Below are 23,624 nucleotides of genomic sequence, written 5' to 3' on the forward strand. Positions count from 1 at the left end.
AGTGCCGCGCATTGATCACGGTCGGCCTCCAAGTTGCTCAGCGGAGGAGCGGAGCGCATCTTCGAGATCCTCAAAGCGGTCCAGGAGTCGGCGGATGCTGGTCTGCCGCTCGTGCCAGTGCCGCTGCAAGTCCGCTTCCGCTTCCGCAGGCAGGCCGTAATCGGATGTGACCGCGCCGTAGAAGCTGAACAGCATGTAGAGCAGCGCAACACGTACGCACGCCACGACGTCGGCCAACGGCAGAGTGGGGTTCTCCGATCGGTAGGCCTGAATCATCACCAGAGCGCAGTCAGCCCACTGGTCGCTGGTGGCGACCGTACGGGGATCGAAGGCAGCGCGTCCCAGCTCCCAGGCCGGAATCGCCCTCGCTCCGCGGAAGTCGATGACGCCGGTGACGACATCGGCGAGGACGAGCATGTTGGTGCGGGTGAAGTCGGCGTGCACGGCCTGCTCCACGAACTCCTCGGGAAGCCCAGCTCGCAGACCGTCCACGTGTGCGCGCAAGTCATCGCACCTCTGGTTCAGTTCATGGCTCAGAAGCACCACGTCCGGGTGTTGCTGCCGCTTAGCGGCCGCCAGCACAGCGCCGGCTTTGACCATGGCGTCTTCGACCGAACCGGTTCGCCACCGTGTGTGCTGCCGGAGCCGGGGCAGCGGATAGGCGGCCAGAGCTCGGTGCATACGTCCCAGCACCATGCCGATGTGCTCCGCACGCGCCACGCCCATCGCCGAGGTGGTCACCCGGCCGGGATGTTCGTCGACCACGGCCCAGGCACTCCCTTCGGCCAAGGCAACCAGATTGCCGTGGCGGTCGGGCCAGACACGTGGCACGGGAAGATCGGCCGCCCGGCAGAACTCAGACATGTCCCACGCCGATCTAGCCGCGTCCAAGTCAGCTGTCGGTTCGTACTCCTTCACGAACAATCTGCGACCATCGGTAGTCAGGACCCGCCGGTTGATGGTGTCCGTGCCCATCGGCACACGCTCCACCGCCTCGGCGGTAACCCCGTACTGCTCTGCCAATACGTCGGCCGCCAGTTCATCCCAGTCTGCATCGTCCATGCCCCTCACCGGCTTCCGTGTGAGGAGGGGCAGCGAGCGGTGGTCATCGCGTCGGGGATACTCGGCTTGGGCGGACGTTGTACTTGGCGTGGAGATGCCACAGCATGGTGCACGTCTCGTCGATTTCGCGCCGATACGGCCTGTGTCCGAGATGGCGTTCGCCAAGCCACCGGCACCCGGCCGAGCCTTCGCTCTGCCGCGCGGCAGAGCGTCCTTCGCCAGCCGATGAAGGGTCGGCGACGATGCGGAAACTGTTGGTCACCGACGTCGCCAAAGCGGCGGACCGTTTCGGGCATGTCGGTCACTGTGGCACATCCTCCCGTTCATGGAACCTACCCGTGACACCCAGCGTGATCACCGGAACACACATGGCGCTTCCCTACGGGTGTGCAGCTTGCTAGCCGCCACTGACGATGCGCACCGGGTGATCTCTCTGCAAGACGATCACCGTCACGTTGCGAGTGGTCTGCGGGTCACGCGTTCTTGCTGGCTGGGAACCAAGGGTCTGACGGAAAGCCCGCGTTGGCACATCCCCCTGGTGATATCACTGAGGTGATTGCGCCCACGAAGATCACTGACCATGATCTCGGTGCCCTGATGGGAGGTGGCAGTGGCACACGAGGACGATCGCCGATGCACCCGTTGCGGCAACCTCCTGAGCCGGTACAACACTGACGAGCGATGCGCCGCGTGTACCCGAGCTGCGGTCAAAGAGGTCACCGCGGCGCTGAGCGTTCCAAATCACGTGTGGCAGAACCCGGCGGTGACTGCTGCTCTGGCCGACTGGGACTTCGGCACTGCATTCCGCCTGATACGCCAGCTTGCGTCACTCCGCCAGGAAGACATGTCGGCAATCACCGGCCTGAGTCAGTCGTTCCTGTCCATGCTCGAATCCGGGACGCGGCGACTGGTCAACATCGACAAGATCATCCCCGTCCTTGAGCGACTGGGTGTCTCTCGGCCTGTGGCACCATGTCCCGTCCAGGACTCTGCTTCCCAGCATCAGATGCAGGCTTCCGGCATACAATCCACGCTGTTACCCACCCCTGAGTGGGAGAGTCCTCTCGACATCGCGAAGAGACTGAACGCCACCACCTCGTCAAATACCGATCCGGCGACCGTCGCGGTCCTGGAACAAGGCGTGGCGGACCTCGTCGCCCGCTATGAGGCCGAAGGGCCGCACCGCCTCGCCCCCGAAGCCGTCGATCTACGAAAGTTCATCCAGGATCGGCTGGAGGGTCGGCAGCCACCTCGCCAGCGCGAAGCCCTGTTCCGGCTGGCAGCTCAAGCCTCAGGCCTACTCGGCTACATGGCCGTCAATGCCGGCCGTGAAGCCGTGGCGGAGGCGTACTGCAAGGAAGCAGGGGAACTGGCGAAGGAGATCGCGGGCCGTGAACTGATCATGTGGATCCAAGGCACGCGATCACTGAACGCCTACTACGCAGGCCACTACGACCAGGCCGTCCAGTGGGCAGAGGCGGGCCTCCAGATCGCCCCGCACCACCCACAAGCCATCCGACTCCAATCAAATGGACTCGCGCGAGCCCTAGGTAAGCTCGGCGACCGCCCCGGCGCGGAACGCGCGATCGCCGCCGCTGAGGAACTGAGCAGTCAGCATCTTGTTCCTGTGGGGCTGACCTCGTGTATCTCCTTCGAGCCTTACGGTATGGCTCGCACATTGGCCAACGCCGCGACAGTCCATGTCGCGCTCGCCAACGCCCCACGGGTTCTCGCTTACGCCGATCAGATCGACGAACTCGTCGAGCAATCCGACTCCGCCTGGAGCCAGGCCCTGGTCCGCCTGGACGTCGCCACCGCTCTCCTGGCCGGCCCACGCCCCGACGTCGAGCACGCGATGGTTCTCGGCCGCCAGGTCCTCGAAGCCGGTGGTGGTCCGCCCATCCGCTCCGTGGTCCAACGCGCCAGTGAACTCTACGCCGGAGCCAGCAGATGGCAGGAACTGCCGGCCGTACGGGAGTACGACGACGCCCTGCGCTCATGGCAATCCGCCCCGCAAACGAGGGACCTGGCGAAGTCTGCCAAAATGACACGCCCGATGGAGCAGACGAGAAGGGCCGCGGATGCAGCTCACAGCCGACCCGGGCGCATTTCCTCCCACTCCACCACCCAGCACAACTGACGCGACCGTGATCGCGGAGCACGACTGGGCCGCCTTCGATGCCGTCGAGGAAATGAAGGACCACTGGGACCGGCCCGGCTGGACGTCCTCGACCCGCGCCTATTACTGGATGCTCACCTTCCCAGACGCGACCCCGCTCATCGACCACGCAGGCCATTGCCAGAAGGAGCTGCGCCACCTCGCCTTCGACGACATTCATGCGGACGGCCTGCACCTGACCCTTGGACGTATCGGCCGCGTCGACGAGATCGACTCCGGACATCTGGACCGCCTGGTCGCCAAGGCGCATGAACGCAGACCAGAGAGTTTCACCCTCCAGGCGGTGCCGCTCACTGCATCCCGCGGCGCGATCCGCTACAGCGTTGCCCCCTGGAACCCCGTCCTTCATCTGCATGAGGCCCTATTCGCAGCCGGCGCCGGGGCGGGGATTCCGCAGCGCAAGCCGACATCGCTTCTTCGCCCGCACCTGGGCATCGCCTACTGCAACCGCCCCGTATCCGCCGACATCGTGCGCAACGCCATACGGCCCCTCCGGGAACTCGGTGCGGTGGATGTAGCGGTGCAGAACGTTCGGCTGGTCGAACTGCGTCGTGAAGGGCAGGCCTACCGCTGGCAGGTCATCCACTCGCTGGAATTCGGCTGAGATCAGGCATCCTTCGCTTCCGTGCGTACAGGAGACGGGTCTGGTTGCGCGGACTCGTGTGGGTGCTGGAGGACCGGCGTCCTCCAGCACCCACACGAGCCATAGCAGGGGAACGAGAAACGAGGTCCGGTCGCCCGCGGGACCAGTCCGAGCGAGCATCGGCTCATTGGACCAAGTGGTGGGCTACGAATCTGCCCGCAATCGCGCCTGCAGCCCTGTCACGACGTTCGTACGCCGCCGATCTTGGTGTGCGTCATCGAGTGGCCCTCTCTGAAGCGGGGCTGAGCGGTGTGGCGTTCCGTGGATGGTGTGGGTTGAGGAACCACTTACGGGCGGAAACGAGCCACCAGGTTCCCGCGAAGGCGAGAACCACGCCGACGGCGAGGGGCGCGTAGTTGAACGTCTCGACAGTCACAGGGCGGGACGGGGGCAGCATGAACAGGACTGTGATCAGCGCCACCCACATCACCGCGATCACGCCGACGGGCTTGGACCAGCGGCCCAGGTGCCAGGGACCTCGTCGGAAGTCTTCTCCTTGGCGAAGGCGCAGGAGGGTTGGGACGACGTAGGCGATGTAGAGACCGATCGTCGCGATGGAGGTGACGGCGGCGTACGCGGTGGTGTTGAACAGGTAGGGCAAGCCGAGGACGAACGCAGCACCGGCAGCAAGCCAGACGGCACTGGTCGGGGTGCGGGTTCCCGGGTGCAGCTTGTGCCACACGGTCGAGAACGGCAGCGCGCCGTCGCGGGAGAAGGCGTAGATCATGCGGGAGTTCGCGGTCACGGAGGCCATACCGCAGAAGAGCTGAGCACCGATGACGATGAGAAGCATCAGCTTGCCGGTGCTCGCGCCCAGTGCGTCCATGAAGATCTGCGCCGGCGGCACACCCGTCTGTGATTCCAGAGCGCCGGTGTAGGACTGGATGGCGAAGGTCAAGCCGAAGAGGAGGACGAGCCCGGCGGCCCAGGAGACGAGGATGGATCGGACGATTCCCTTCGGCCCCTCCACGGAGGCGTTCTTCGTTTCCTCAGTCATGTGGGCGGACGCGTCGTAGCCGGTGAAGGTGTACTGGGCCATGAGCAAGCCAATGAGGGCGACGTAGACCGTGGAGCCCCAGCCGGTGTTGTTGACGAACTCGGTGAACACAAACCCGGGCGACTGGTGCGTGACGGGAACGGCCAACAGCGCGCCGACGATCACCACGACGCCGATCAGATGCCACCACACGGAGACGGTGTTGAAGAAGCCCACGACGCGTACCCGGAAGGTGTTCACGACGGCGTGCAGCAGGAGGATGAGACCGAAGAGAGTGATGGTGTGACCTGGGGTCGCGGCGTACCCGAACTGAAGGTTCAGGTACGCGTTGAGGAACGATGCGGCGCCGAAGTCGATGCCTGCAGTGACGGCGACCTGACCGAGGGTGTTGAACCAGCCAGTGAACCAGGCCCAGGCCGGGGCGGACTTGCGCGGGGCGAGTTTGTGGGCCCAGAAGTAGAGCCCGGCGGAGGTCGGGTAGGAGGAGCAGACCTCGGCCATGGCCAGGCCGACGAGGAGCGTCATGAGACCGACGAGCACCCAGCCCCACATGATCAGCGCAGGACCGCCGGTATTCATGCCGAACCCGTACATGGTCAGGCAGCCGGACAGGATGCTGATGATCGTGAACGAGACGGCGAAGTTCTGGCGCCCCGACATGGAGCGGTCCAGAGTCTGTCTGATCCCGAGCTCTGCGAGACGCTCCTCTTCCGATGGCGTGACGCTCGGTATGTCCAATGGCATGGCGATGCCCTTCTCTGTCAGCAGTAGCTGGACGGGGATGAGACGGTGTTGTGACCCACGGGTCACGCGAGGGCGTTACGGCGCGGACGCCTTGACCGCCCAGGTGCGGTGGCGGGTGAAGAGCGTCTGCGCGTCTCCGCAGTAGCTCCAGGGGACATCGGTGGCGTACGGGCCGATCGCGTCGAAGACCTCCGCGGCTTCCCTGTGCTGATTCGCAAAGCACAAGGCGTGGGCCAAGTAGTTGGCGTCCTCGTGGAAGGCGGCATGCGGTCGGCCAGGAGCCCGGTACGCCCACCAGTTCTCCCACGCCTGCCGCGTCGACGGATTGTCCGTCCACGGGTGCACCGTCAGTCCATAGCGGTGACCCTCCTGCTCCATCCGCAGGCGGTGGGACTCGGCGAGAGCGACCAAAGGAAGGGTGTGGAGCGGGAGACCGCGAGGGGCGAGCGCGCATCGCTCCTGCGCCCAGTGGAACATCTCGCCTCCTACGCCATGCCAGGAGGGGAACATGTAGGTGAGGAGCTCGTGGTGCGCCTCCCGATTCCACGGATCGCGCTGCATCACCTGCCCCCACACGTGCCGCAAAGTCGCGCGCCACTCGCGGTCACGGTGAGGCGAGTTAAACCGAATTAACGCGAGCATGACAACGTGCGGGGATGGGTCGCTGGGCATTGCTTCAGCAGCGTCGACACAAACCCCCCAAGCCTGCTCCATCAGCTCACTGCGGCCCTGCCCCCGACCGTTTGCCATCGACCGCAGGGCCAACACGTGGGCCAAAAGCGCAAGAGCATGCGGAGACCGCGGCTCGGCCTGCTCCCAAGTATCGGCAAACGTCAGCCGCACCCCGACACGGGCAAGCACCTGAAGACGGAAGATACGCCGATCCCAGTCCGTCCCCGTCGAAGCCAGCAGCTCTCGAGCACCCTCCCAGCGGCCCATCGCCGCATCCTCAACCACTACCTGCAGTCGCGTATCGTCACGGGCTGGATGCCTGTCCAGAGTCGATGCTCGACGCTTCACGACTGCCCCCGTCTCGGACCGCCCCGCTTATACAGGCACAGATTCTGCGGCCTCACGCACAGGGCGCTTCCCCGCATGACGTGGTGACGCTCACCGTGCGTCGTGGCCGGCATGGCTCGCATGTACGGCAGGGATACAGCGACGGCGGCCATACCCTCGGTCAGGCTCTGGGACAGAGCTGGTATCGGTGTCATCAACGGTCCATGGGTTACGTCCAGTGGTTGGAAAGGCCGTCAGGGCCCAGGGAGAGGGAGAGGGCCAGAGCCTCGTCTGCGCCCCGACGCCGGTCTAGAAGCTGATCTTTCCGATCAGCTGAACCGCGCCCTGAACGCCGTTCCTGATGCTCGGCGCCGCGGAGCTTCCGGCCAGGAAGAAGCCGAACAGGACACAGATGACGGCGTGTGCCACGTTCAGGCCAGCCTTCTTCACGAGGAGGAAGACAACGACGCCGAGGAGTACGACAGCGGAGAGGCTAACGACCAAGGTTCACCCCCGAGGAGACCGTGCCGCCGTCGAAGGGAGGCCAGCGTGGCCACTTCCGCGACCGAACCAGCAGCAGGGACTGAGCGAGCCGTACGTGTAAGGCCGAGGACACCTTGGACTCCGGTAGGCGGATTCAGGGACAACTACGCGCCCACAGGACAAAGGGTGTACACCCGGATGATCCGCTTCCGAGCGGGTTCATCGACGCCGTGCACTGCGGGAGTCCCAGAGTGACGGGAAAGCGCCCGATGCACACATTCCCCGGGTGATATCACCGGAGCGATTGAAGGTTTACCAGGGAAAGTTGAGGTGGCAGGTGCGTGCTCAACGGGCGATGAAGAGGTGCTTGCGCTGTCGCCACGACGCTAACGAACAGTGCTGCTGCCAACTGAGCCGGTAGAACTCAAGAACACATTGCTCGGTCTGCCTCTTGGCCCGCGCCGCGCACCGAACTCTGGATCCCGCCGAACAGCTCCAGCCAGCCCGTCTGAACGAGCACACCAGAGCCGATGCTCAGCGATCTCCAAGCGGTGGTGAATGATACGTACGCTCGGGGGCTACTGGACCGTACCGCCGTGACGGGAGCGAAGACGTGAACGTGACCGACGCCCAGCAGACGCTCATCTTGTGGGACATCGACCGCACGCTGCTCTACGTCGGAGACATCGACCGCCAGGTGTACCGCGAGACGTTTGCCGAAGTCGTCGGCCGCCCGGCCGAACGTCTGCCAGCGCGCGGCACCGGCGTCACCATGCCCCTCGCCATCCGATCCCTGCTCCTGGACAACGGCGTGGCCGAAGAGGCGGTCGCAGATCTACTGCCGCGTATGGTGGAGCTGCTGCCCGAGCGGCTCGCAGCCCACGCGGACGACCTCCGCCGCGATGGTCACCTCATGCCCGGAGCCGTTGTCGCGCTGGAAGCAGTACGTGCTCACGGGAGCTGGGTGCCTACGGCCGTCACCGGCAATCTCAAGCCAAACGCGCTTCTGAAGCTCGCGGCCTTCAAGCTCGATACCTACCTTGAAACCGAGATCGGGGCGTACGCGTCCGACGACGACCATCGCCCCGCCCTCGTCGGCATCGCGCAGAAGCGCGCGCAGGCCAAATATGGGACGGTCTTCACTCACAACAACACCGTGATCATTGGAGACTCCCTTGAAGACGTCCGCACCGGCCTTGAGGGCGGCGCTTCGGTAATCGGTGTGACCTCGGGCAAGACCACGGGAGACGAACTTGTTGCCGCAGGGGCCGACATCGTCCTCGACAGCCTTGAAGATTTCTCCAAACTTCAAGCGTCCATTGAGAGAGTGACGGTTCGACGCGATTAGAGATGACTGCCGGCCTCTCCTGTCCTTGACGACTGCTAGCCCGAGTTTGCCCACAACGGTCGGGTGATTGCGCCGCCCCAGGCATCCAGTACAGCAAGGTATCCACTGATCCTCTCGAAGCCGGACAGAGTGTCCGGCCCGCGCTTGACCCGGGCGCGGATGCTGAGCCCGGCACCACCTACCCGAATCACTCCCTGATCCCGGGATCTGGTCGGCCGCTACTGTGAATTGCAGACGGAGAGTCGGGGAGGCAGCCCACATGCGGGGTCTTGGAGATCACCTCAGCATAGGAGAGCGGATCGCGTACTACCGCGAGCGCCGAGGCTACACGCAGCCTGTGCTCGCAGGACTCGTTGGCCGTAGCACCGACTGGCTGTCGAAGATCGAACGAGGTGTGCGGAAAGCTCCGAGGATCGACAAGCTCGCCGAGCTCGCCCGCGTGCTACGCGTCCCTCTCGGTGACCTTATGGGGCAGCCACTCCTCATGGAGGACGATCAGAAGCACAGGGACGACGTACCCGCTGTTCGTGATGCGTTGATGAGCCCTCGCCGTCTCTCGAAGCTGCTGTTCGGGCCGACGGCACAGCGGGAATTGCCCAGGCCGGAGCAAGCCCAGATGCTTGTGGAACGCAGCTGGGGTGACTACCAAGCAGGCGTTCTCGGGGAGGTCATCGCTGCGCTCCCCGGTCTGCTCCAGACCGCCCAGGAACTCGAAGACCTTCCCCACGGCGATCAACGGCGGCGCGGCCTCGCGGTCTCCGCCCGCACGCACCACCTGGCGGCAACCACCCTCGCCAAGATCGGTGAGTCGGACCTGTCGTGGCTCGCGGCCGAACGTGCTATGCGGGCTGCCGACGAGTCCGAGGATCCGCTGTCACTCGCCTCTGCCGCGCGTTCCGGTACTCATGCGCTCCTGGCCAACGGGCGTTACGAAGACGCCCTCGAATTGGGCGACACCGCGGCGGCCTGGCTTGTGCGTCAGGTCGACGAGGATGAGCCCGCCGCCCTGAGCCTGCTCGGGATGATTCACCTGCGCGCGGCGGTGGCCGCGGCGCGTCACCAGGACAGGTCCACGGCCAGCTCTTTGCTTGAGCGAGCGACAAGGCTGGCTGAGCGGCTCGGTTCCGACGAGAACCACTGGCAGACCTGCTTCGGCCCGACGAACGTCGAACTACACCGCGTCTCCATCGAGCTGGACCTGGAGAACATCCCCTACGTCATCGACAACGGGCACATCGACGTCGACCACATGCCGCCGGAACGCGCGGTGTCCCACCGCATCGACTATGCCCGCGCCCTGTGCCTCAGCGGACGGGTCGACGACGCCTTCAGCGAGCTGCGAGAGGCTGAGCACGCGTCGCCGCAGCTCGTGCGGAACAACCCACGGGTACGAGAAACTCTTCGTGATCTGAGGAAGCAGTCCCCGGTTACTGGCGGCAGACACTCGTCCGGGCTGCTGGCCATGGCCAAACGGTGCAGGGCGGTGCAATGAGGTTGATGCAGGGCAAGGTGCTGGGCGTCGTGGGGTCGGGCGCCGGCGGCGTCGAGGAGCTGCGTACGGGAATCGTGGTTCCCGCCCTCGAACGCGGCTGGACTGTCGCGGTCACGCTCACGCCGACAGCAGGTGAGTGGCTCCGCTCCAGCGGAGAGGCCGCCAGGCTCCAGGAGCTGACGGGCCTGCCCGTTCGCACTGAATCGCGTCTTCCCGGCGACTCCCGCCCACATCCGCCAGTGGACTGCTACGTCGTTGCCCCCGCGAGCGCCAACATCGTCGCCAAGCTCGCATTGGGCATCTCGGACAACCAGGCGTTGACACAGGTCAATGAGGCTATCGGGACACTTGACCTCCCGGTTGTGGTCTGGCCACGGGTGAACGCAGCGCACGCTCGCCACCCCGCTTGGGAGGGCCACATCAAGGCCTTGCGCGATGCGGGGGTTCGGTTGATCTACGGGGACGAGGTGTGGCCACTCGTTGAGCCGCGGGCTGGGATGCCGGGTCGTCGGTACCCGTGGGAAGCCGTGCTGGATGCGGCTGGAAGGGCGGATGCCTGATCCGCGAGCAATGGCCTTGATGGCAAAAGCAATCGGACCTGGACAGTCTGTCCGGGTCCTTCGCTTTGACTGGAGCCAGTCTTGAGGGCATCGCCCGTCCAACGAGCGACTGCGCTGGTGAGGGCAACGCACGGCCATGAGCGGAAACGGTCACATGCTGGCCAGCTCACTGCGGTCGCAGCGGTGCACCATCGGTGTCAGTTCACCAAGGAGTGGATGTCCGTGTCGGGACTGCGCACCGCTGAGGGAACCGTGACTGCCGTGCACAGGCGTCGCTGTACAGAGTGTGGGTGCCAACTGAGCAGGTATAACGACGAGGACTGCTGCAGCGCCTGTCGCCGCGGGCAGCGGGCAGATGCCCCAGCTCCCCTCTGCGTACCCGAGTACGTCTGGAATATGCCAGAAGTCCGGTCAGCCCTGAAGGGGCGAGATTTCGGGAGGCTCTGCACACTGGTACGAAGCTTAGGAAGGCTGCGGCAGGATGACATAGCTCAGCTGACGGGCCTGAGCCAGGCGTTCCTGTCGATGCTCGAGTCCGGGGATCGCAAGCTGACCCACATCGACAAGATAGTCATGCTCCTCGACGGTCTGGATGTGCCAGTCGAGATCACAGGCCCCATGCTTCGCAATTCAACCGAGGTCACACCACTCCGTCGCGTGCAGCATGCGCCGTCCCATCTCCAGCCTGCCCAGGGTCCCGATACGCCTTGCTTGAGCCCGCCCGAACGGGCTGTCAAGGAGGGCCATATCACTGGAGTGATGTCCTTATAGTGGAACTCGCCCATACGCTTGCGTGTCAGACGACGGGGGGATCGCTGTCCGTTCGTGCTCGCGCGGCGTCGCGGATTGCCCAGGCCTTGGAACGGCGACGATGACAGCTCCACTGTCTGATTCGGCGGATCTGCGGGCGCCGCAACCTGTCGACGTCGGGTCGATGAGGTCGCTAGAAGCCGTCTTGACGCAAGATAGACCGACTCTTAGGAAGTTCGCATGTCTGAACTCAGCAGCGCGGCAGAGATGCTTGGCGCTCTCTCTGTATCCAGCCGGCTGACTCTCCTCGCGGCTGTAGCCGAGCGGCAGAGTAGAGGCGATGACTGTTCCCTGAGTGCTGTCGCGGCTGCGGTCGGCCGAGATCCGAAGTCAATGGTGAAGGACGCTGTGCGGCTCAAGGAAGTCGGACTGGTGTCCATCGAGGGGCACAACCTTGCGGCGGACCTCTCAGTGCTCAGCGTGGCTGCTGATGCGATCGACGCAACCTTGCCAGTGACTGGATTGCTTACTGAGGACCCCGATCTCGAACGGTTCTTCAAGCACGGGAGACTCGTAAAGCTTCCGGAGAATCCCGACTTCCGGTGGCGTGTTGCACAGCTCCTTGCTCGGCTCCTGCCCGCAGACCGGCATTTGTCGGAGTCCGAAGTGAACGACTTGCTGGGCCAAGTACACTCGGACTATGCAGCATTGCGGCGGCTCCTTGTCGATCTGAAGCTGGTTACTCGAGCGGCAAGCAGCGACTATCAGCGAGTCACGTGAATCCAAGGCGGGTTTGGGGGCGGCATGGAGAGCCGATCATTCTGAACCTGCGTTAGCCCTTAATACGGCGATGTGCGCGTCTGCTGAACTGATACAGACGCGCACATCGCCGTATGCGTGTATCTCTGTTGCTCCTTGACCCATGAGGCAGGGAGCGATGGGGCTGTCACCACGTCATGCGCTGGCCCAGGAAGCTGCTGTGTCAACTTCTAGCGCGATGCGTTCGGCAGCATGTTTGATCCCATCTGGATCACCTACCGAGAGCGTCCACGAGAAGTGACCAATCATGATCCGGAGTACGGCGAGGTGCCTCAGCGTCGTCAGCCGCTCGGGATCGAACTTGCTCCGCCGCTCGTAACCAGAGACCAGTTCGCGTGCTTGAGTCAGGGGAGAGTCAAAGAAGCAATCCCACCAGCCAACATCCATCTCTGGTGGACCGCTCTTGGCTGCCTCCCAGTCGATGACGGCGGCAATGCTACCGCTCTCCACAATGACGTTGTCAGGGCTGAAATCGCCATGCAGCAGTCTAGGAGAACAGTCATCGAGCATAGCCCGATGGGCGTGCATTAGAGCCATTGCCCTGTCCAGGATCCGATCAGAGGTCGGCTCAATGCGCCGGGCGTCGTCGAGCTTTGCCTGCAGGCCGTCAATAAACCAGTTGCCGAACTTGCTGTCGGTTCCATGAAGGCTGGCGTCCACGGAGCCGAACCCTGTGGTGCTCAACTGGTGGATCCTGGCCAGGACCTCGCCTGCTTGTCGCACCGCGTTACCGGCGCCCTCCGGCCCGATTCGCTTGGCATGCTCCCTGAGCGTCTCGCCCGCCACTCTGTCCTGCACCATGATCGAGACTGGCCCGGCCACGGTGTCCTCGCTGCCGACGTATCTGATCGCTGGCACGGGGACGCCGGCATCACGGCACCGCTCAACCAGAGAGGCCTCGATGTCGAATCGTGCACGTTGCGGAGCCGAGAGACGCACCACAACAGCAGCACCACGTGCGTCAGTGCACTCGTAGACGCGATGGCTGCGCCCCTTCAGTCTCCGAGTACCGGCGAGTTCGGCATCGTGGAAGCGAGGCCACACCTTGCTGATTACAGCAGCATCAAGCGACCTCTCGTCCTCGGGCTGGGCAGGTGGCTGGTTCATGCGCTTCCTTCTTCTGCAGGGACATCGGGCCCGGAGGGGACGCGTTCGGCATCCCGCCAGAGAACGTTCCCACTGGCTGCACTGGTGGTCGACGCGTATTGAGCCAAGTAGGCGCGCCTGGGGGAACTGGTGTCGTTCGTCGAGCTTGAGTGGAACAAGGTGCTGCTGAAGCAGATCACGCTGCCCCTTGGGATCTCGATTGCAACCCCCGGCAGACTTCCGAAGTACCCGACCAGGTCGCCGTTGAGGGGGTCCGGCGTGTGTGTGACTCGGGTTCGGATGCCGAGTTCTGAGAAGGGGATGATCCGGAGGGGACCGTTGTCGGCAGTGATGTCGTCCAGCGCGACCCAGCAGGACAGGTACGGGACGTGATCCAGGGGCACGTAGCCCGAATCCTGATGCCACGAAAAGTAGCCGAGCGACTGAGGGTTCCCATCGTTCTCGAAGCGGGCACCCGCTCCATCGGAGCCCTTGGCACCCATCTTTACCGAGAACTGTTCCCATACCAGATAGGCCTCAGGCCCGATCAGTTGAGCGCAGATCCCCTGGAGTAGGTCGCTGAACAGGAACTCGCGGAGCCGCGGCTGTGCGTTCCGGCAGCCACCGGGTGTGTACTGCAATCCTCGCCTGCTACCGCCCAGGACGTCCACACCTTTGGCGACCATTTCACTATGTACTTTACGAATGGCCTGTTCACATTCCTCGCCGAGCAGGTTCATCAACCTTTCAGGAACGATGGCGGGCAGCACGCAATAGCCCTCCTCTTGGAACTGCACCACCTGGGCTTCAGCTACGCGTGCGCCAGTGGGCGCCTTAACGGTCCCATCCGGGGAGATCTCATTCATGTAGCCAGTCTCCTAACGGTTACGAAAGGGTCTGTGAAACTGTCGGTCGAGGCCGCCGCACTGGCAATCCCGTCGAGCAGGTCGAGATGGCGGAACAGTCGCTCCGATCCATACGGCTCGACCCACTGTGGAGCAGACCGTGCGTAATAGGCCAGTCGCCCAAGGGAACGGTCAGCGAGATAGAGAAGCAGATCAGAACTTCGCAGGGTGTAGTGCGGAATGAGACTCTTGTATCCGATTTCGAGTCCATGGATGAACGCTATGAAGGATTGCTCGTCCATAACTTCGAACGCCCAGTTCTGGATGCTGGCAATGTCGTATCCGCTATCGCCCACGGATAGCTGGTCATCGATGAACGAAGCGATCCTGGCATCTGCTGGTGCGCTGGTGTCCAGAATGATGTTTCCACCATGCAGATCCGTATGGATCAAGCAGCCCGTTGTTTCACCGGCGGCGGGGTGGCGTGTGGTCCTGAAACGGTTGGTGAATGCACCGGCCAGTGAACGGGCCTGTCGCAGCTGCCGGTCATCCAACGCCGTGATCTTGCTGGCGTCCCACACTCGGCGTGCCAGGGCCTTTTGTCTGGCGAGTGTGGCGTCTCGCCAGACATTCTCTTGATAAACGGATTCGGCGTCTTCCTTGCCTCGAGCTCTGATCCAACGCTGGGACGTGCTATGCAGGACTGCGAGGGACACCCCCGCGGCCTGTCCCATCGCGTGGACAAGTTCGGAGTCCTGGCCAGGGGTGAGCTGTCGGACGATATTGGTGAGATCTGACCCCGGGACGTAGGAGTTGACGAAGGCCCATGCAGCAGAGCCTTCGAATATACACGGGCCGGATTTGATCTCGACGGGAAACGGCACCGGCAAGCTAACCTTGCCGGCTAATTCCTCGATGAGCTCCCGACGGAGCGCAGCTGCCTTTTGAAGCGGCGGCACCTCTGCACCCTTGACGAGAATTATCTTGACCTGCTGTCCTGTAGATGCCAGCAACCCGAGATAGGAGGATCGTCCGATAGGCGTGAGGGCGTTCAGGTCTATTCCTAGCGCGGTTTCCATCCTATTTTCACCTCCATTACTTGGGGTGCCGTTGGTTTACTCGCCGCGAGGCGGTAGCGGCCTTACGGCAGCGCGTCGTTGATCAGTGGTGAGGGTGCGGAACTCGTGAAAGATCCGCTCGTTCTGTTCCGTGGCGGCGTAGTAATCAGGACGCCCGCTGATGGGATGCCATAGATGAATAAGTGGGTAATTCATCGTGATGGTGCTGTCTTCGAACGAGATCCCATTGCGGTCGCCTGTATAGGGATGGAAGGCCTGTACCGTGTGCCAGAAGATGAGATCCTCGTATCCCCAGCCAGGAAGTTCTGGCACCCCGCCGGCTTGGCGGAATGCGGCATCGGAGCAGAGATAGGCGGCACTGGCACGGGGCCCTCCGCTGATCCGGCAGAGCCGGGCAGCGAGAGTCCCCTTCGCGACCCACCTGTAGGGCGCGTACGAGCGGTCATCCGCTCCCCACAACCGGACCTGGTCGGCCTCGATGATCTCTTGTCGGAGACTAGCCGGGAGCGAGCTGACGAGGGACTCCAACTCGTCATTGTTCAGGGCGACCTCGTCATACGCATCAGAGGCGGCCTGCCCCGCCCCCTGACTGGCACGCCGATGTGCGACGCACCGCTGAAGGACGTCGAAGACCTGCCCCGGCTCCACCACGGAGCAGCGCACCGCCTCGCTCATCATCCGCGAGAGATGCACTTCTCCCCAGTAGGGATAGACGAACGGACAGTCCAGTCGCAGCATCAGCTGTACCGCGCGGTCAAGGACGTCCGGGGCAACGAGGAAGTCAGCCTGGTGGAAGTACACCAGATCAGCCGGATGTTGCCGGCTGAGGAAGCCCGCGTTCATCGCCCGGCCAGGTGAGAACTCCTCATCCGATCTGGTGAAGACGTAGTCCGCCTTCAGGCTGCGAGCCAGGTCCTGTTGAGTGGCCCGCGACCCCAACTCGGCCAAGACCACGCGGCAGTTCTTGTACTCAAGATTGTTCTGCAGGCTTGCCAATACCTGTTGGAGGTTCTCCTGGCGCTCAGGCTGACCCGGTGAGTGCCCATACGGGACGATGACATCCACCCGCGGTGACTTCTGCACTCAGCAGCCCCCTCGACTGGTGCGATCGTCCACTGCGGTTGGTACCTGATCGCGCAGGACGGAAGCATCCGGTGTCGCTCCGTGGAGATAGGGGTGGTCGTGCCCACCCACTTTGAGCTGTGCCACGTGGACGCTGACCACCTCGAAGAACGCAGCAAGGTTCTCGTCAAAGCACGCCCGGTACAGCTGACAGGCGCTCCCATTGTGGCTCTGGCCAAGCAGTATCTGGAACATGGCCTCGACGGAGCTTGCGGCGCCGGCCCGCCAGGCCGCCCATCCTGTAGTCAGGGAGAGAGGCTGGTTGTGCGCCTGCCACTCCAGATGCACCGCGGCTTCCTCAAGGTCCGCCTTCCGGTGACCGTGAGCCTTGAGTACTGCGGCGAACAGCCCCTCATCCCCCATCGAGTCACGGTATGCACGGTAGGCAGCCACCGCGGTCGCATCACTTCGCTGCCCGTAGCAGAGCCATGCGAAGGGGCGCTCAGAGTGTTCAGTTGCGCCCGTGTGCCGGCGCGCCAGGAAGTGATTGATCGCAGCAGCGGGGCTGTCCTGCTTCGACCAGGAGTTGACGTTCCACTGCCAGTCCGCACAGCTGTTGATGATCTCATTCATTCATGCCACCCACCTCTGATGTCCCCCTGCCTCGGGGAGAAGGCATCAACTCGGTCAAGCCTGAACTGCGAACGAACGCCGAGAACGCCTCCATATCCGGAAAAGTTCTAGTCGCGAGCGAGAAAACTGCCCAAGTCCCCGCCATGGGGCTGATCGTGAGCACAGGGACCCCCATGCGGTAGGCCTCGTACATCTCGACCGATGTCCCCATGCTGGGTTCGGGAAGCCAAGCAACGAGAACGTCGCACCGTCCTGCCTCCGTCACGTAGCGGAGGAACATCTCCCTCTGGAGGTCTCGCGACCACTCCAACCGGCCAAGGTTCTCCTCGTGGGGATCCACGAACTGGGCCTCCGGATAGGAGGCCGATACAGCATCACGGATCTCCTTGCGGTAGCCCTGGTGATGTATACCGTCATCAGTACGAGCACCCTGGATGATGCCTGCTAGGAATACACGCATGGCTCAGATCCCCTTCCACCGCAGTAGAGCTTCGATGGCTTCGACGCAGTCATCAAGCCCATTCCGGCCGAGCCGCTCGATGAATGCATGGGCGTCACTGACCAACTGAGGCCATGAGTCGCTGTCGTTCAGCATCGCTTCGAGTTGCCTGCCCCACGACCGACGGAGTTCCGGGTCGACTTCAAACCTAGTCAACTGCTCCAGGAAGCGCGCTGAGCGATCCCGCAACGGGAGTCGCATCAGGTCCAGCCCGGGCAGGTGATCTCTCAGGTGGATACTGGCGCCAGCAACCCCCTGCCTTCGGTACTCGTCGAGTTGAACGTACTGGCTGCTATTGGAAGGGGGCAGGAACAGTGTGGGAATGTCGGCAGACCACGCCTCCAAGGGAGCTTCGAGCCCCGGCACAGTGAGGAAGGCACAGGAAGACGCGAGTCGCGTCAGAAATTCATCATGCCCGAGACAATCGAATGAGTATGGGCTGTCAGGCCACTGTCGACTGCATTCAGACACAAACCGTTCGCCGCCAGTGATGGTGACTGAGCTGAATCTATTCAGGTCTACATGTGAATGCAGAACTTCAACCACCACAAGGGGGTAATTGGTGTCCTTGCCCAACTCGTACCATCCTGCTGCTTCCCCGCCGCCAAAGTTGACGAGCAGGTCAGCGGCGCTTGGAGGCGTATCCGGGCGAGGTATCGACTCGACGATCGGCCCCACGACGACGTGATTGCGACTGTTGTGCTGATGAGATGGGTGCCCTGCCGGCTCTGAACCAATGCTCCGCTGTGTGATCCGCAGGTCGAGATCTGAGACCCAGTTCGGTAGCTCATCCCACCACCAGGAGAGAGGATCGAGCCAGACGACGGGGACGCCCAGTCTCTTGGCCTCTTCGGCGCTTGACCGATCTACGCAGGAGACGAGGAGGTCGAAGCCGCGAAGAGAATTCTGGCAGTACCGGCCGAAGCTCTCCCCGTCGGTGTCTCGCTCTACGACGTCCTCCCAAAACCCGGAACGCCGAGCGAGCTGGAAGGCCGTGCCATACCCAACGAATGTGAGCTGATGCCCCTGCTGTGAAAGCCTCTCCGCAACAGTGATGAGCTTGCCTGCGGGACCGAAGGCGAAGTTCTCGGCGGTGGCAATGATGCGCGCCATCAGTGAGACCTCGGTGAGCTGATCCGATAGACGGTATAAGTCTCGTAGGGAAGGGGCAGGCGGGCGATGGCCGACGCGCTGAGGCCGCACTCCTCGCTGTAGGCGATGACATCGAGGATCCCCATGCCCTGATGAGCATCGGTGGCGATCAGGTACGCCCTCCCTCGGTCGGTCAGGTAGTCACCGACCTGCTCAAGGAACCTCTTGGAGTGGACGAGCTCGGGATCAAAGATCGCTGCTTCGATGGCATTGGCTGGGGTTCCAGGCAGCAGCGGGGGGTTCGCGATGACGACGTCATACCGCTCGGTCACTGGATCAAAGAGATCGCCTACCAGGGCCGTAACCCTGTCAGACACCTGCTGGCTCTCGGCGTTGGCCATGGCGCAGCGGACTGCCTCGGGGGAGCTGTCGACACAAAGCACCTTGGCGGCAGTATGTGCGGTCAGCAACCCTTGGTAGCCGGACCCACTGAAGACATCGAGGACCGTCTCCCCGGGGTCAACCCGAACATGTTTCGCGAGAAACGCGCTGGTCTTGGTGTACGCAGGGCAGAACACTCCAGGGAAGATGGTCAGGTTCAGAGAGTCGATGGCGACTTCGAATGGAGTCTCGTGCGCCAAGTGCCGGTCCACCAGGCGACGTGCCGGCTCGAGGTTGATGACTGTCGATGAGTTCATCATTGGTGTCCTTGCCTCAGCTCTCTTTTGCGGCGGTATATTCGAGGATTGCCTTCGCCAGGGAATCAGCGACAATTGCATGCCACGCAGCAGTTGGGTGTTCGTCGAATCGGTAGAACATCGCACCGCTGTCGCTACGCCTGAGATTCACCTCGTGGTTCATGTCTATACAGGGAACTCCGCTACCCGCCAGGAGTGCTGCCAGCTTCTGTCCAGCGGCCTGGTCCTGCTTCCGGTCAGGGAGGGGAGGCACCACCACCATGAACTGCCGCCCCGTCGCAGTGACCAGTTCATGCATTGCGCTGATAAGGAGAGTGGTTATTCGCCACTCTGTACGCTCGACGACTCCCGGCAGAAGCGGCGAGTCGACTGTGGCTCCTTCACGCCCGACAAGTCCAGCATGCCGAAGCCCCTGATTATCGAGGTCAAACACAGGGTGGCTGGGCCCGTGTGGGTTTACCCACGAATTCAGGACGATCCACTCCAGCCGGCGCCAAGCTCGCATGAGTTGGTCAGGTACCCAAACGTACGCAACGACTCCGTCGCTCTCCACGGCCTGCTTCAGGTCCACTCGATGAAGCAGCTGAAGATAGGCCTGTGCAGGCCCATAGCCCATGCACGCGTAATTGTGGACGGGTACGCTCTGGTCTCTAAACAGTCGAGCAGCAAAAGTCTCGTCGTCGTTGACTCCGTGCCCAAATGCCCAAGAGCAGCCCAGGATCGCAACCTTCGATGATTTTCCGGAGTATCCAGTCTCACGCCTGCCGGAGCCATCGATCTTGTATCGTGCGCGAAACTCAAACGACGGATGGACGGCCTGAGTACCCTCCACGTGCGACCAGCCAAGCACGGAGTCCGGCTGGAACATACCGAGGTGCGGCTTCCTAAGACGAGTGTAGGGGATCCCGTGCAGGGCCTCATTCAAGATTCTTGAGCGCACCAGAGGACTGCGGGGCGCTATGAGCGAGAGCGCCTGATAGTACATATCGAGAGGTCTCATGCTCCGCCACTCAATCCAAGTCTGCAACAGGTGAGATGGTGATGTCGACGGCAGATTGCTTCCGACGGTCCAGAAGGTTGTCTCCGATGCACAGATAGTCAATCTCTGTGCGAAGAAACGTCCTCATGGCATCTTCGGGAGTGCAGACGATGGGTTCGCCCCTGACGTTGAACGATGTGTTCACTAGCACCGGGGTTCCTGTTATGGAGCCGAATGCACGAAGCAGATCCCAGAACAGTGGATGGGTGGCACGGTCGACTGTCTGAAGGCGCGCCGAGTGATCGACATGTGTGATGGCCGGCAGAATGCTGCGGACCTGCCCGACAAGCTCCTCTGGTCTGAGACCGACATCCTTACTGGTCACCGGTACCCGAAGGTCCTTCCTGACTGGCGCTACGAACAGCATGTAGGGCGAGCCGTTTGGAGCCTCGAAGTAGTCCTTCGCATCCTCAACAGGTACGGCAGGCGCGAACGGTCGGAACGATTCCCGATTCTTCACCGCCAAATTGAGGTGCCGCTGGAGACCAGGTGATCTTGGGTCCCCGAGAATGGACCGGCTGCCGAGCGCCCTAGGTCCAAACTCCTGCCTTCCCTGGAACCATGCGACGATCTTCCCTTCGGCAAGCAGTTCGGCTGCAGTGCGGGCCAGTTCCTCGTGTTCGACCTGGTTGTACTGGGCGCCAATGCTGTCGAGGTAGCTACGGATGGTCGCGTTGTCGAACGATGGGCCGAGGAGCGAACCCCGCATGGCGTCCCTCCCCTCAGGCCGACGTGGGTTCGACAGCCGCTGGTGCCAAACGTACGAAGCAGCCCCGAGAGATCCGCCGGCATCGCTTGCCGCTGGCTGAACCCAGATCCCTTCGAAGCCGCTCTCGGCCTGAATCTTGCTGTTCGCAACGCAGTTGAGCGCGCCACCGCCAGCCAGGCACAGGTTCCTTGCCCCTGTGATCGATCGTGCGTGGCGCGTGATTCGAACGACCGCCTTCTCGAAGGTGGCCTGCGCCGACGCTGCAACATCGGCATAGAACTCGTCGATGTCGGTCTCTTCAGAGCGGCGGGGATGGCCCATCATTTCTTCGAGTCGATCCGCCGACAGCCGCTGGGAGAAGGGTTTGAGAAAGTCGAAGTAGTCCATATTCAGCCGGAACGAGCCGTCCTGCGAGATTCGGATGATCCGGTCTTCGATCAGGGAGCTGTAGCGCGGCGTGCCGTAGGGGGCGAGGCCCATGAGCTTGTACTCACCGCTGTTTACACGGAATCCGCAATAGTGAGTAAAGGCTGAGTAGAACAACCCCAGAGAGTGGGGGAACTTCTGCCGCCTTAGGGGGGTGAGACTGTGATCCCGGCCAAGACTGATCGATGTCGTCGTGTACTCGCCGACGCCATCAACGGTCACGACCGCGGCCTCATCGAAAGGACTCGGGAAGAACGCAGAGGCTGCGTGAGACAGATGATGTTCTACCGCGAGCACACGCCCATGGCGGCGGCCCGGAGGGAACATCGCTCCGACATCCCGCCTGCTGCTGACGTTGAGCTGCGCCCAGAGTTCCGTTCCGCGAATCGGCTCCTGCTGTCCGGCTGCTGCGGCTGACGCCAACACCCTACGCATCTTGAGCAAGGGCAACTCGTAGTAGGCGAACCAGTCGACATCTGACCAGTCGATGCCAGCAGACTGCAGGCACCACTGCGCAGCTTGTGCAGGGAAAGACTGGTCGTGCTTTCGCCGAGTGAAGGCCTCTTCCTGGGCAGCTGCGACGATTTCGCCATCGCGGATCAGGCAGGCGGCGCTGTCGTGGAAGTACGCAGATACTCCGAGGACGTTCATGGCCCTGCTCATGCCAGCGGGTAGCTGGTTGTCGAGATACGGCCCTGAGCTACATCACGGATTGGTCTGCGGGCAAACGGAACAGTCTCAATCTGTCGCGCCGCGGTCCAAGTCTCCCAGGCGGGCTCGCAGGGCCACTCCACAGACAGAGGAGAAATCGGGTCTCTGCCGAGATGGCGGTGTGCCTCGATGGCCGCGGTCCACTTCGCTACAAGCCGTTGGATCGCCCCGACTGCCTTCTGCATGAGCCCACCCTTGTGACGACGACGGGATTCCTATGAGCTGTCACCGATCGAATGCCAAGCGTGACCCATGGGCGAAGGTCGAGCACATCACCGCTGTGATATGTCCATGTGCTGCGCCACGGCTGCCGCTCGTCGCGGCGCCCTGTCTCTCTGATCCGCGCCCGACTCGTTCGTTCAGGTGCAGTTGTGGATCAAGCGGAGGAGTGCTCGTCGGAGGGCGCGCTGGTGCAGGCACATCCTGCTCCGCAGGCGGACCCGCGTCGCAAAGAGCTCGTCGAGCGCAATCTGACGGCAGTCTCGTCTAACTTCGCCGAGCTCGGGGTACCGCCTGATCTACGCACAGGCCGCTATCGGCTTGGCTGAGAGCAAGGGCATGTTCCAGCCGGCCATGGGCCGGGACGTCGAGATCGTGCGGATATTGCTCACCGACTCCGATGTCACCGCCAGTGAGCGGCTCGCGGGCAGGGAGCTTGGTTCGGAGCTTGAGCATGAGTTGAAGAGCAGCGCCTATGAGGCCCGGCTCCTGGACGAGCACGTACCCGTGGATGCTGTACGCGTGGCCACCGACGGGCGTTCCGGCTTTGACATAGCGCGCGAGGCGGTTGCCGCTACCGGCTAGCTACCGTAACTGGACGGACAGGTTCGACCAACCGATGAGCCTTTCAAACAGACTCGCTCTGGCCGTAGCACGATCAGGCCAGCACGGGACACGGCAGACACCGGTGCCAGGGCGACTTCCCGAGCCGCATCCCGTGGCCATCGAGCGCACTACCCCAGATGCTTTGTCGACGCGATGTCAATTACCGTCAGGTCCTCGAACGTGGTGACCGCGCAGGAGGGGACTCCCTCATCCAGCAACTCCGACGTCACTGCCTCATCGCCGAGCAACGTCCGGAGCAAGTCCACAGTGACGCCACCATGCGTGGTTACCGCGATCGGCCCCGGCTTGGAGGCGTAGTCGAGGAGAAACGCGCGGAACCGGGCCCCCGCCTCACGTGAGGAGACGCCAGTCCGCGGGACGTAGTCGCGATCTCGTACAGACTTGGCCCAATCGGCCATAAATTCCTCAAATGACTGGCCCTCCTCCCAGTTCGCCCGCTCCTGCAGCCGGGCATCCACCTGGAGTTCGAGCCCAGTCTCGGCGGCGATTGCCTCCGCCGTCTCCCGAGCACGTCGCAAGGGACTGCTCACCAAAGCACGCAGACCTAGGTGGCTAAGCCACTGTGCGGTCCGATGAGCCTGCAATCGGCCGAGTTCGGTGAGCCGTTGATCACCGGGCTGCTGCTCCTTCTCGGCATGCTGCACTACGTAGAAGAGCGTCATAACATCGAAGCCTGACGCATGAGCCGCGTGCTCCACCACTCAAGACACGCCCAGTAGACCTGCATGGGCGACTCCCGCCCGCGCGACTCGTCGAGACGCCCACCACGATCGCTGCACGCATCCCCATAGCACCTGCTTCCCCCGATCAGCGATGGTCCGGT

Annotated in this window: 22 protein-coding genes; 7 read left to right on the forward strand and 15 right to left on the reverse strand. The window is 62.9% G+C overall.

The window, feature by feature from the left end; genetic code table 11:
- Nucleotides 1–15: 15 nt before the first annotated feature.
- Nucleotides 16–1,062 (reverse strand): phosphotransferase enzyme family protein, encoded by a 1,047-nt coding sequence (locus AC3ETA_RS00845; protein WP_360822668.1) that lies wholly within the window; start codon nucleotides 1,060–1,062, stop codon nucleotides 16–18.
- 610 nt (nucleotides 1,063–1,672) lie between these two features.
- Between AC3ETA_RS00845 and AC3ETA_RS00850 the strand changes: the two genes are divergently transcribed.
- Together AC3ETA_RS00850 and AC3ETA_RS00855 are read left to right on the forward strand one after the other, a co-directional pair.
- Nucleotides 1,673–3,202 carry a helix-turn-helix domain-containing protein gene (locus AC3ETA_RS00850; RefSeq protein ID WP_432190849.1) on the forward strand — a complete coding sequence of 510 codons (1,530 nt, stop codon included), beginning with the start codon at nucleotides 1,673–1,675 and terminating at the stop codon, nucleotides 3,200–3,202.
- A gap of 7 nt (nucleotides 3,203–3,209) precedes the next feature.
- Nucleotides 3,210–3,845 carry a 2'-5' RNA ligase family protein gene (locus AC3ETA_RS00855; RefSeq protein WP_432190850.1) on the forward strand — a complete coding sequence of 212 codons (636 nt, stop codon included), beginning with the start codon at nucleotides 3,210–3,212 and terminating at the stop codon, nucleotides 3,843–3,845.
- 253 nt (nucleotides 3,846–4,098) lie between these two features.
- Here AC3ETA_RS00855 and AC3ETA_RS00860 read toward each other — a convergent pair whose 3' ends face one another.
- The 3 genes from AC3ETA_RS00860 to AC3ETA_RS00870 all read right to left on the reverse strand — a co-directional run bounded on the left by AC3ETA_RS00860 (nucleotide 4,099) and on the right by AC3ETA_RS00870 (nucleotide 7,074).
- Nucleotides 4,099–5,625, reverse strand: coding sequence for an amino acid permease (locus AC3ETA_RS00860; protein ID WP_432190851.1), 1,527 nt, complete (start codon nucleotides 5,623–5,625; stop codon nucleotides 4,099–4,101).
- 75 nt (nucleotides 5,626–5,700) lie between these two features.
- Nucleotides 5,701–6,186, reverse strand: a complete 486-nt coding sequence (locus AC3ETA_RS00865; protein WP_432190852.1) for a hypothetical protein — start codon at nucleotides 6,184–6,186, stop codon at nucleotides 5,701–5,703.
- Nucleotides 6,187–6,933: 747 nt separating this feature from the next.
- Complete coding sequence (locus AC3ETA_RS00870) at nucleotides 6,934–7,074, reverse strand: hypothetical protein (RefSeq protein WP_432190853.1); 141 nt, start codon at nucleotides 7,072–7,074, stop codon at nucleotides 6,934–6,936.
- 652 nt (nucleotides 7,075–7,726) lie between these two features.
- Between AC3ETA_RS00870 and AC3ETA_RS00875 the strand changes: the two genes are divergently transcribed.
- The 4 genes from AC3ETA_RS00875 (at nucleotide 7,727) to AC3ETA_RS00890 (ending at nucleotide 12,037) form a co-directional block, all read left to right on the forward strand.
- Nucleotides 7,727–8,455: an HAD family hydrolase gene (locus AC3ETA_RS00875; RefSeq protein WP_432191050.1), complete on the forward strand. Its 729-nt coding sequence runs from the start codon at nucleotides 7,727–7,729 to the stop codon at nucleotides 8,453–8,455.
- A gap of 259 nt (nucleotides 8,456–8,714) precedes the next feature.
- Nucleotides 8,715–9,947: a helix-turn-helix domain-containing protein gene (locus AC3ETA_RS00880; RefSeq protein WP_432190854.1), complete on the forward strand. Its 1,233-nt coding sequence runs from the start codon at nucleotides 8,715–8,717 to the stop codon at nucleotides 9,945–9,947.
- Nucleotides 9,948–9,952: 5 nt separating this feature from the next.
- The gene (locus AC3ETA_RS00885; RefSeq protein WP_432190855.1) at nucleotides 9,953–10,507 is read left to right on the forward strand and encodes a flavoprotein; all 555 of its coding nucleotides are present in this window, start codon (nucleotides 9,953–9,955) and stop codon (nucleotides 10,505–10,507) included.
- A 990-nt stretch (nucleotides 10,508–11,497) separates the two neighbouring features.
- The gene (locus tag AC3ETA_RS00890) at nucleotides 11,498–12,037 is read left to right on the forward strand and encodes a DUF2087 domain-containing protein (RefSeq protein WP_432190856.1); all 540 of its coding nucleotides are present in this window, start codon (nucleotides 11,498–11,500) and stop codon (nucleotides 12,035–12,037) included.
- A 174-nt stretch (nucleotides 12,038–12,211) separates the two neighbouring features.
- Here AC3ETA_RS00890 and AC3ETA_RS00895 read toward each other — a convergent pair whose 3' ends face one another.
- The 10 genes from AC3ETA_RS00895 to AC3ETA_RS00940 are packed head-to-tail and all read right to left on the reverse strand — an operon-like array spanning nucleotide 12,212 to nucleotide 21,895.
- Nucleotides 12,212–13,183 (reverse strand): phosphotransferase family protein, encoded by a 972-nt coding sequence (locus AC3ETA_RS00895; RefSeq protein ID WP_432190857.1) that lies wholly within the window; start codon nucleotides 13,181–13,183, stop codon nucleotides 12,212–12,214.
- Nucleotides 13,180–14,028, reverse strand: coding sequence for a phytanoyl-CoA dioxygenase family protein (locus AC3ETA_RS00900; RefSeq protein WP_432190858.1), 849 nt, complete (start codon nucleotides 14,026–14,028; stop codon nucleotides 13,180–13,182). Before AC3ETA_RS00900 ends, AC3ETA_RS00895 begins: the two co-directional genes overlap by 4 nt.
- The gene (locus AC3ETA_RS00905) at nucleotides 14,025–15,086 is read right to left on the reverse strand and encodes a phosphotransferase family protein (protein WP_432190859.1); all 1,062 of its coding nucleotides are present in this window, start codon (nucleotides 15,084–15,086) and stop codon (nucleotides 14,025–14,027) included. Before AC3ETA_RS00905 ends, AC3ETA_RS00900 begins: the two co-directional genes overlap by 4 nt.
- Nucleotides 15,087–15,122: 36 nt before the next feature.
- The gene (locus AC3ETA_RS00910; RefSeq protein WP_432190860.1) at nucleotides 15,123–16,151 is read right to left on the reverse strand and encodes a glycosyltransferase; all 1,029 of its coding nucleotides are present in this window, start codon (nucleotides 16,149–16,151) and stop codon (nucleotides 15,123–15,125) included.
- An 18-nt stretch (nucleotides 16,152–16,169) separates the two neighbouring features.
- Complete coding sequence (locus tag AC3ETA_RS00915) at nucleotides 16,170–16,781, reverse strand: hypothetical protein (protein WP_432190861.1); 612 nt, start codon at nucleotides 16,779–16,781, stop codon at nucleotides 16,170–16,172.
- Nucleotides 16,774–17,241 carry a hypothetical protein gene (locus tag AC3ETA_RS00920; RefSeq protein ID WP_432190862.1) on the reverse strand — a complete coding sequence of 156 codons (468 nt, stop codon included), beginning with the start codon at nucleotides 17,239–17,241 and terminating at the stop codon, nucleotides 16,774–16,776. Before AC3ETA_RS00920 ends, AC3ETA_RS00915 begins: the two co-directional genes overlap by 8 nt.
- 3 nt (nucleotides 17,242–17,244) lie before the next feature.
- Nucleotides 17,245–18,393, reverse strand: a complete 1,149-nt coding sequence (locus tag AC3ETA_RS00925) for a hypothetical protein (RefSeq protein WP_432190863.1) — start codon at nucleotides 18,391–18,393, stop codon at nucleotides 17,245–17,247.
- The gene (locus AC3ETA_RS00930; protein WP_432190864.1) at nucleotides 18,393–19,073 is read right to left on the reverse strand and encodes a methyltransferase; all 681 of its coding nucleotides are present in this window, start codon (nucleotides 19,071–19,073) and stop codon (nucleotides 18,393–18,395) included. Before AC3ETA_RS00930 ends, AC3ETA_RS00925 begins: the two co-directional genes overlap by 1 nt.
- A 13-nt stretch (nucleotides 19,074–19,086) precedes the next feature.
- Nucleotides 19,087–20,070 carry a hypothetical protein gene (locus AC3ETA_RS00935; RefSeq protein ID WP_432190865.1) on the reverse strand — a complete coding sequence of 328 codons (984 nt, stop codon included), beginning with the start codon at nucleotides 20,068–20,070 and terminating at the stop codon, nucleotides 19,087–19,089.
- A gap of 10 nt (nucleotides 20,071–20,080) precedes the next feature.
- Entirely contained in the window at nucleotides 20,081–21,895 is a 1,815-nt protein-coding gene (locus tag AC3ETA_RS00940) for a carbamoyltransferase family protein (RefSeq protein ID WP_432190866.1), read from the reverse strand.
- A gap of 600 nt (nucleotides 21,896–22,495) precedes the next feature.
- Here AC3ETA_RS00940 and AC3ETA_RS00945 point away from each other — a divergent pair.
- Entirely contained in the window at nucleotides 22,496–22,759 is a 264-nt protein-coding gene (locus tag AC3ETA_RS00945) for a hypothetical protein (protein ID WP_432190867.1), read from the forward strand.
- Between the two features lie 149 nt (nucleotides 22,760–22,908).
- Here AC3ETA_RS00945 and AC3ETA_RS00950 read toward each other — a convergent pair whose 3' ends face one another.
- Nucleotides 22,909–23,463, reverse strand: coding sequence for a histidine phosphatase family protein (locus AC3ETA_RS00950; RefSeq protein WP_432190868.1), 555 nt, complete (start codon nucleotides 23,461–23,463; stop codon nucleotides 22,909–22,911).
- Nucleotides 23,464–23,624: the final 161 nt, after the last annotated feature.

This window comes from Streptomyces sp. bgisy027, from assembly GCF_057710365.1.

What these genes read in the sequence shown, in the direction of transcription:
- AC3ETA_RS00905 (WP_432190859.1), bottom strand. Translation starts at nt 15,086, where the DNA reads ATGGAAACCGCGCTAGGAATAGACCTGAACGCCCTCACGCCTATCGGA.
- AC3ETA_RS00915 (WP_432190861.1), bottom strand. Translation starts at nt 16,781, where the DNA reads ATGAATGAGATCATCAACAGCTGTGCGGACTGGCAGTGGAACGTCAAC.
- AC3ETA_RS00885 (WP_432190855.1), top strand. Translation starts at nt 9,953, where the DNA reads ATGCAGGGCAAGGTGCTGGGCGTCGTGGGGTCGGGCGCCGGCGGCGTC.
- AC3ETA_RS00880 (WP_432190854.1), top strand. Translation starts at nt 8,715, where the DNA reads ATGCGGGGTCTTGGAGATCACCTCAGCATAGGAGAGCGGATCGCGTAC.
- AC3ETA_RS00935 (WP_432190865.1), bottom strand. Translation starts at nt 20,070, where the DNA reads ATGAGACCTCTCGATATGTACTATCAGGCGCTCTCGCTCATAGCGCCC.
- AC3ETA_RS00920 (WP_432190862.1), bottom strand. Translation starts at nt 17,241, where the DNA reads ATGCGTGTATTCCTAGCAGGCATCATCCAGGGTGCTCGTACTGATGAC.
- AC3ETA_RS00865 (WP_432190852.1), bottom strand. Translation starts at nt 6,186, where the DNA reads ATGCAGCGCGATCCGTGGAATCGGGAGGCGCACCACGAGCTCCTCACC.
- AC3ETA_RS00940 (WP_432190866.1), bottom strand. Translation starts at nt 21,895, where the DNA reads ATGAACGTCCTCGGAGTATCTGCGTACTTCCACGACAGCGCCGCCTGC.
- AC3ETA_RS00900 (WP_432190858.1), bottom strand. Translation starts at nt 14,028, where the DNA reads ATGAATGAGATCTCCCCGGATGGGACCGTTAAGGCGCCCACTGGCGCA.
- AC3ETA_RS00860 (WP_432190851.1), bottom strand. Translation starts at nt 5,625, where the DNA reads ATGCCATTGGACATACCGAGCGTCACGCCATCGGAAGAGGAGCGTCTC.
- AC3ETA_RS00925 (WP_432190863.1), bottom strand. Translation starts at nt 18,393, where the DNA reads ATGGCGCGCATCATTGCCACCGCCGAGAACTTCGCCTTCGGTCCCGCA.
- AC3ETA_RS00895 (WP_432190857.1), bottom strand. Translation starts at nt 13,183, where the DNA reads ATGAACCAGCCACCTGCCCAGCCCGAGGACGAGAGGTCGCTTGATGCT.
- AC3ETA_RS00930 (WP_432190864.1), bottom strand. Translation starts at nt 19,073, where the DNA reads ATGATGAACTCATCGACAGTCATCAACCTCGAGCCGGCACGTCGCCTG.
- AC3ETA_RS00890 (WP_432190856.1), top strand. Translation starts at nt 11,498, where the DNA reads ATGTCTGAACTCAGCAGCGCGGCAGAGATGCTTGGCGCTCTCTCTGTA.
- AC3ETA_RS00845 (WP_360822668.1), bottom strand. Translation starts at nt 1,062, where the DNA reads ATGGACGATGCAGACTGGGATGAACTGGCGGCCGACGTATTGGCAGAG.
- AC3ETA_RS00950 (WP_432190868.1), bottom strand. Translation starts at nt 23,463, where the DNA reads ATGACGCTCTTCTACGTAGTGCAGCATGCCGAGAAGGAGCAGCAGCCC.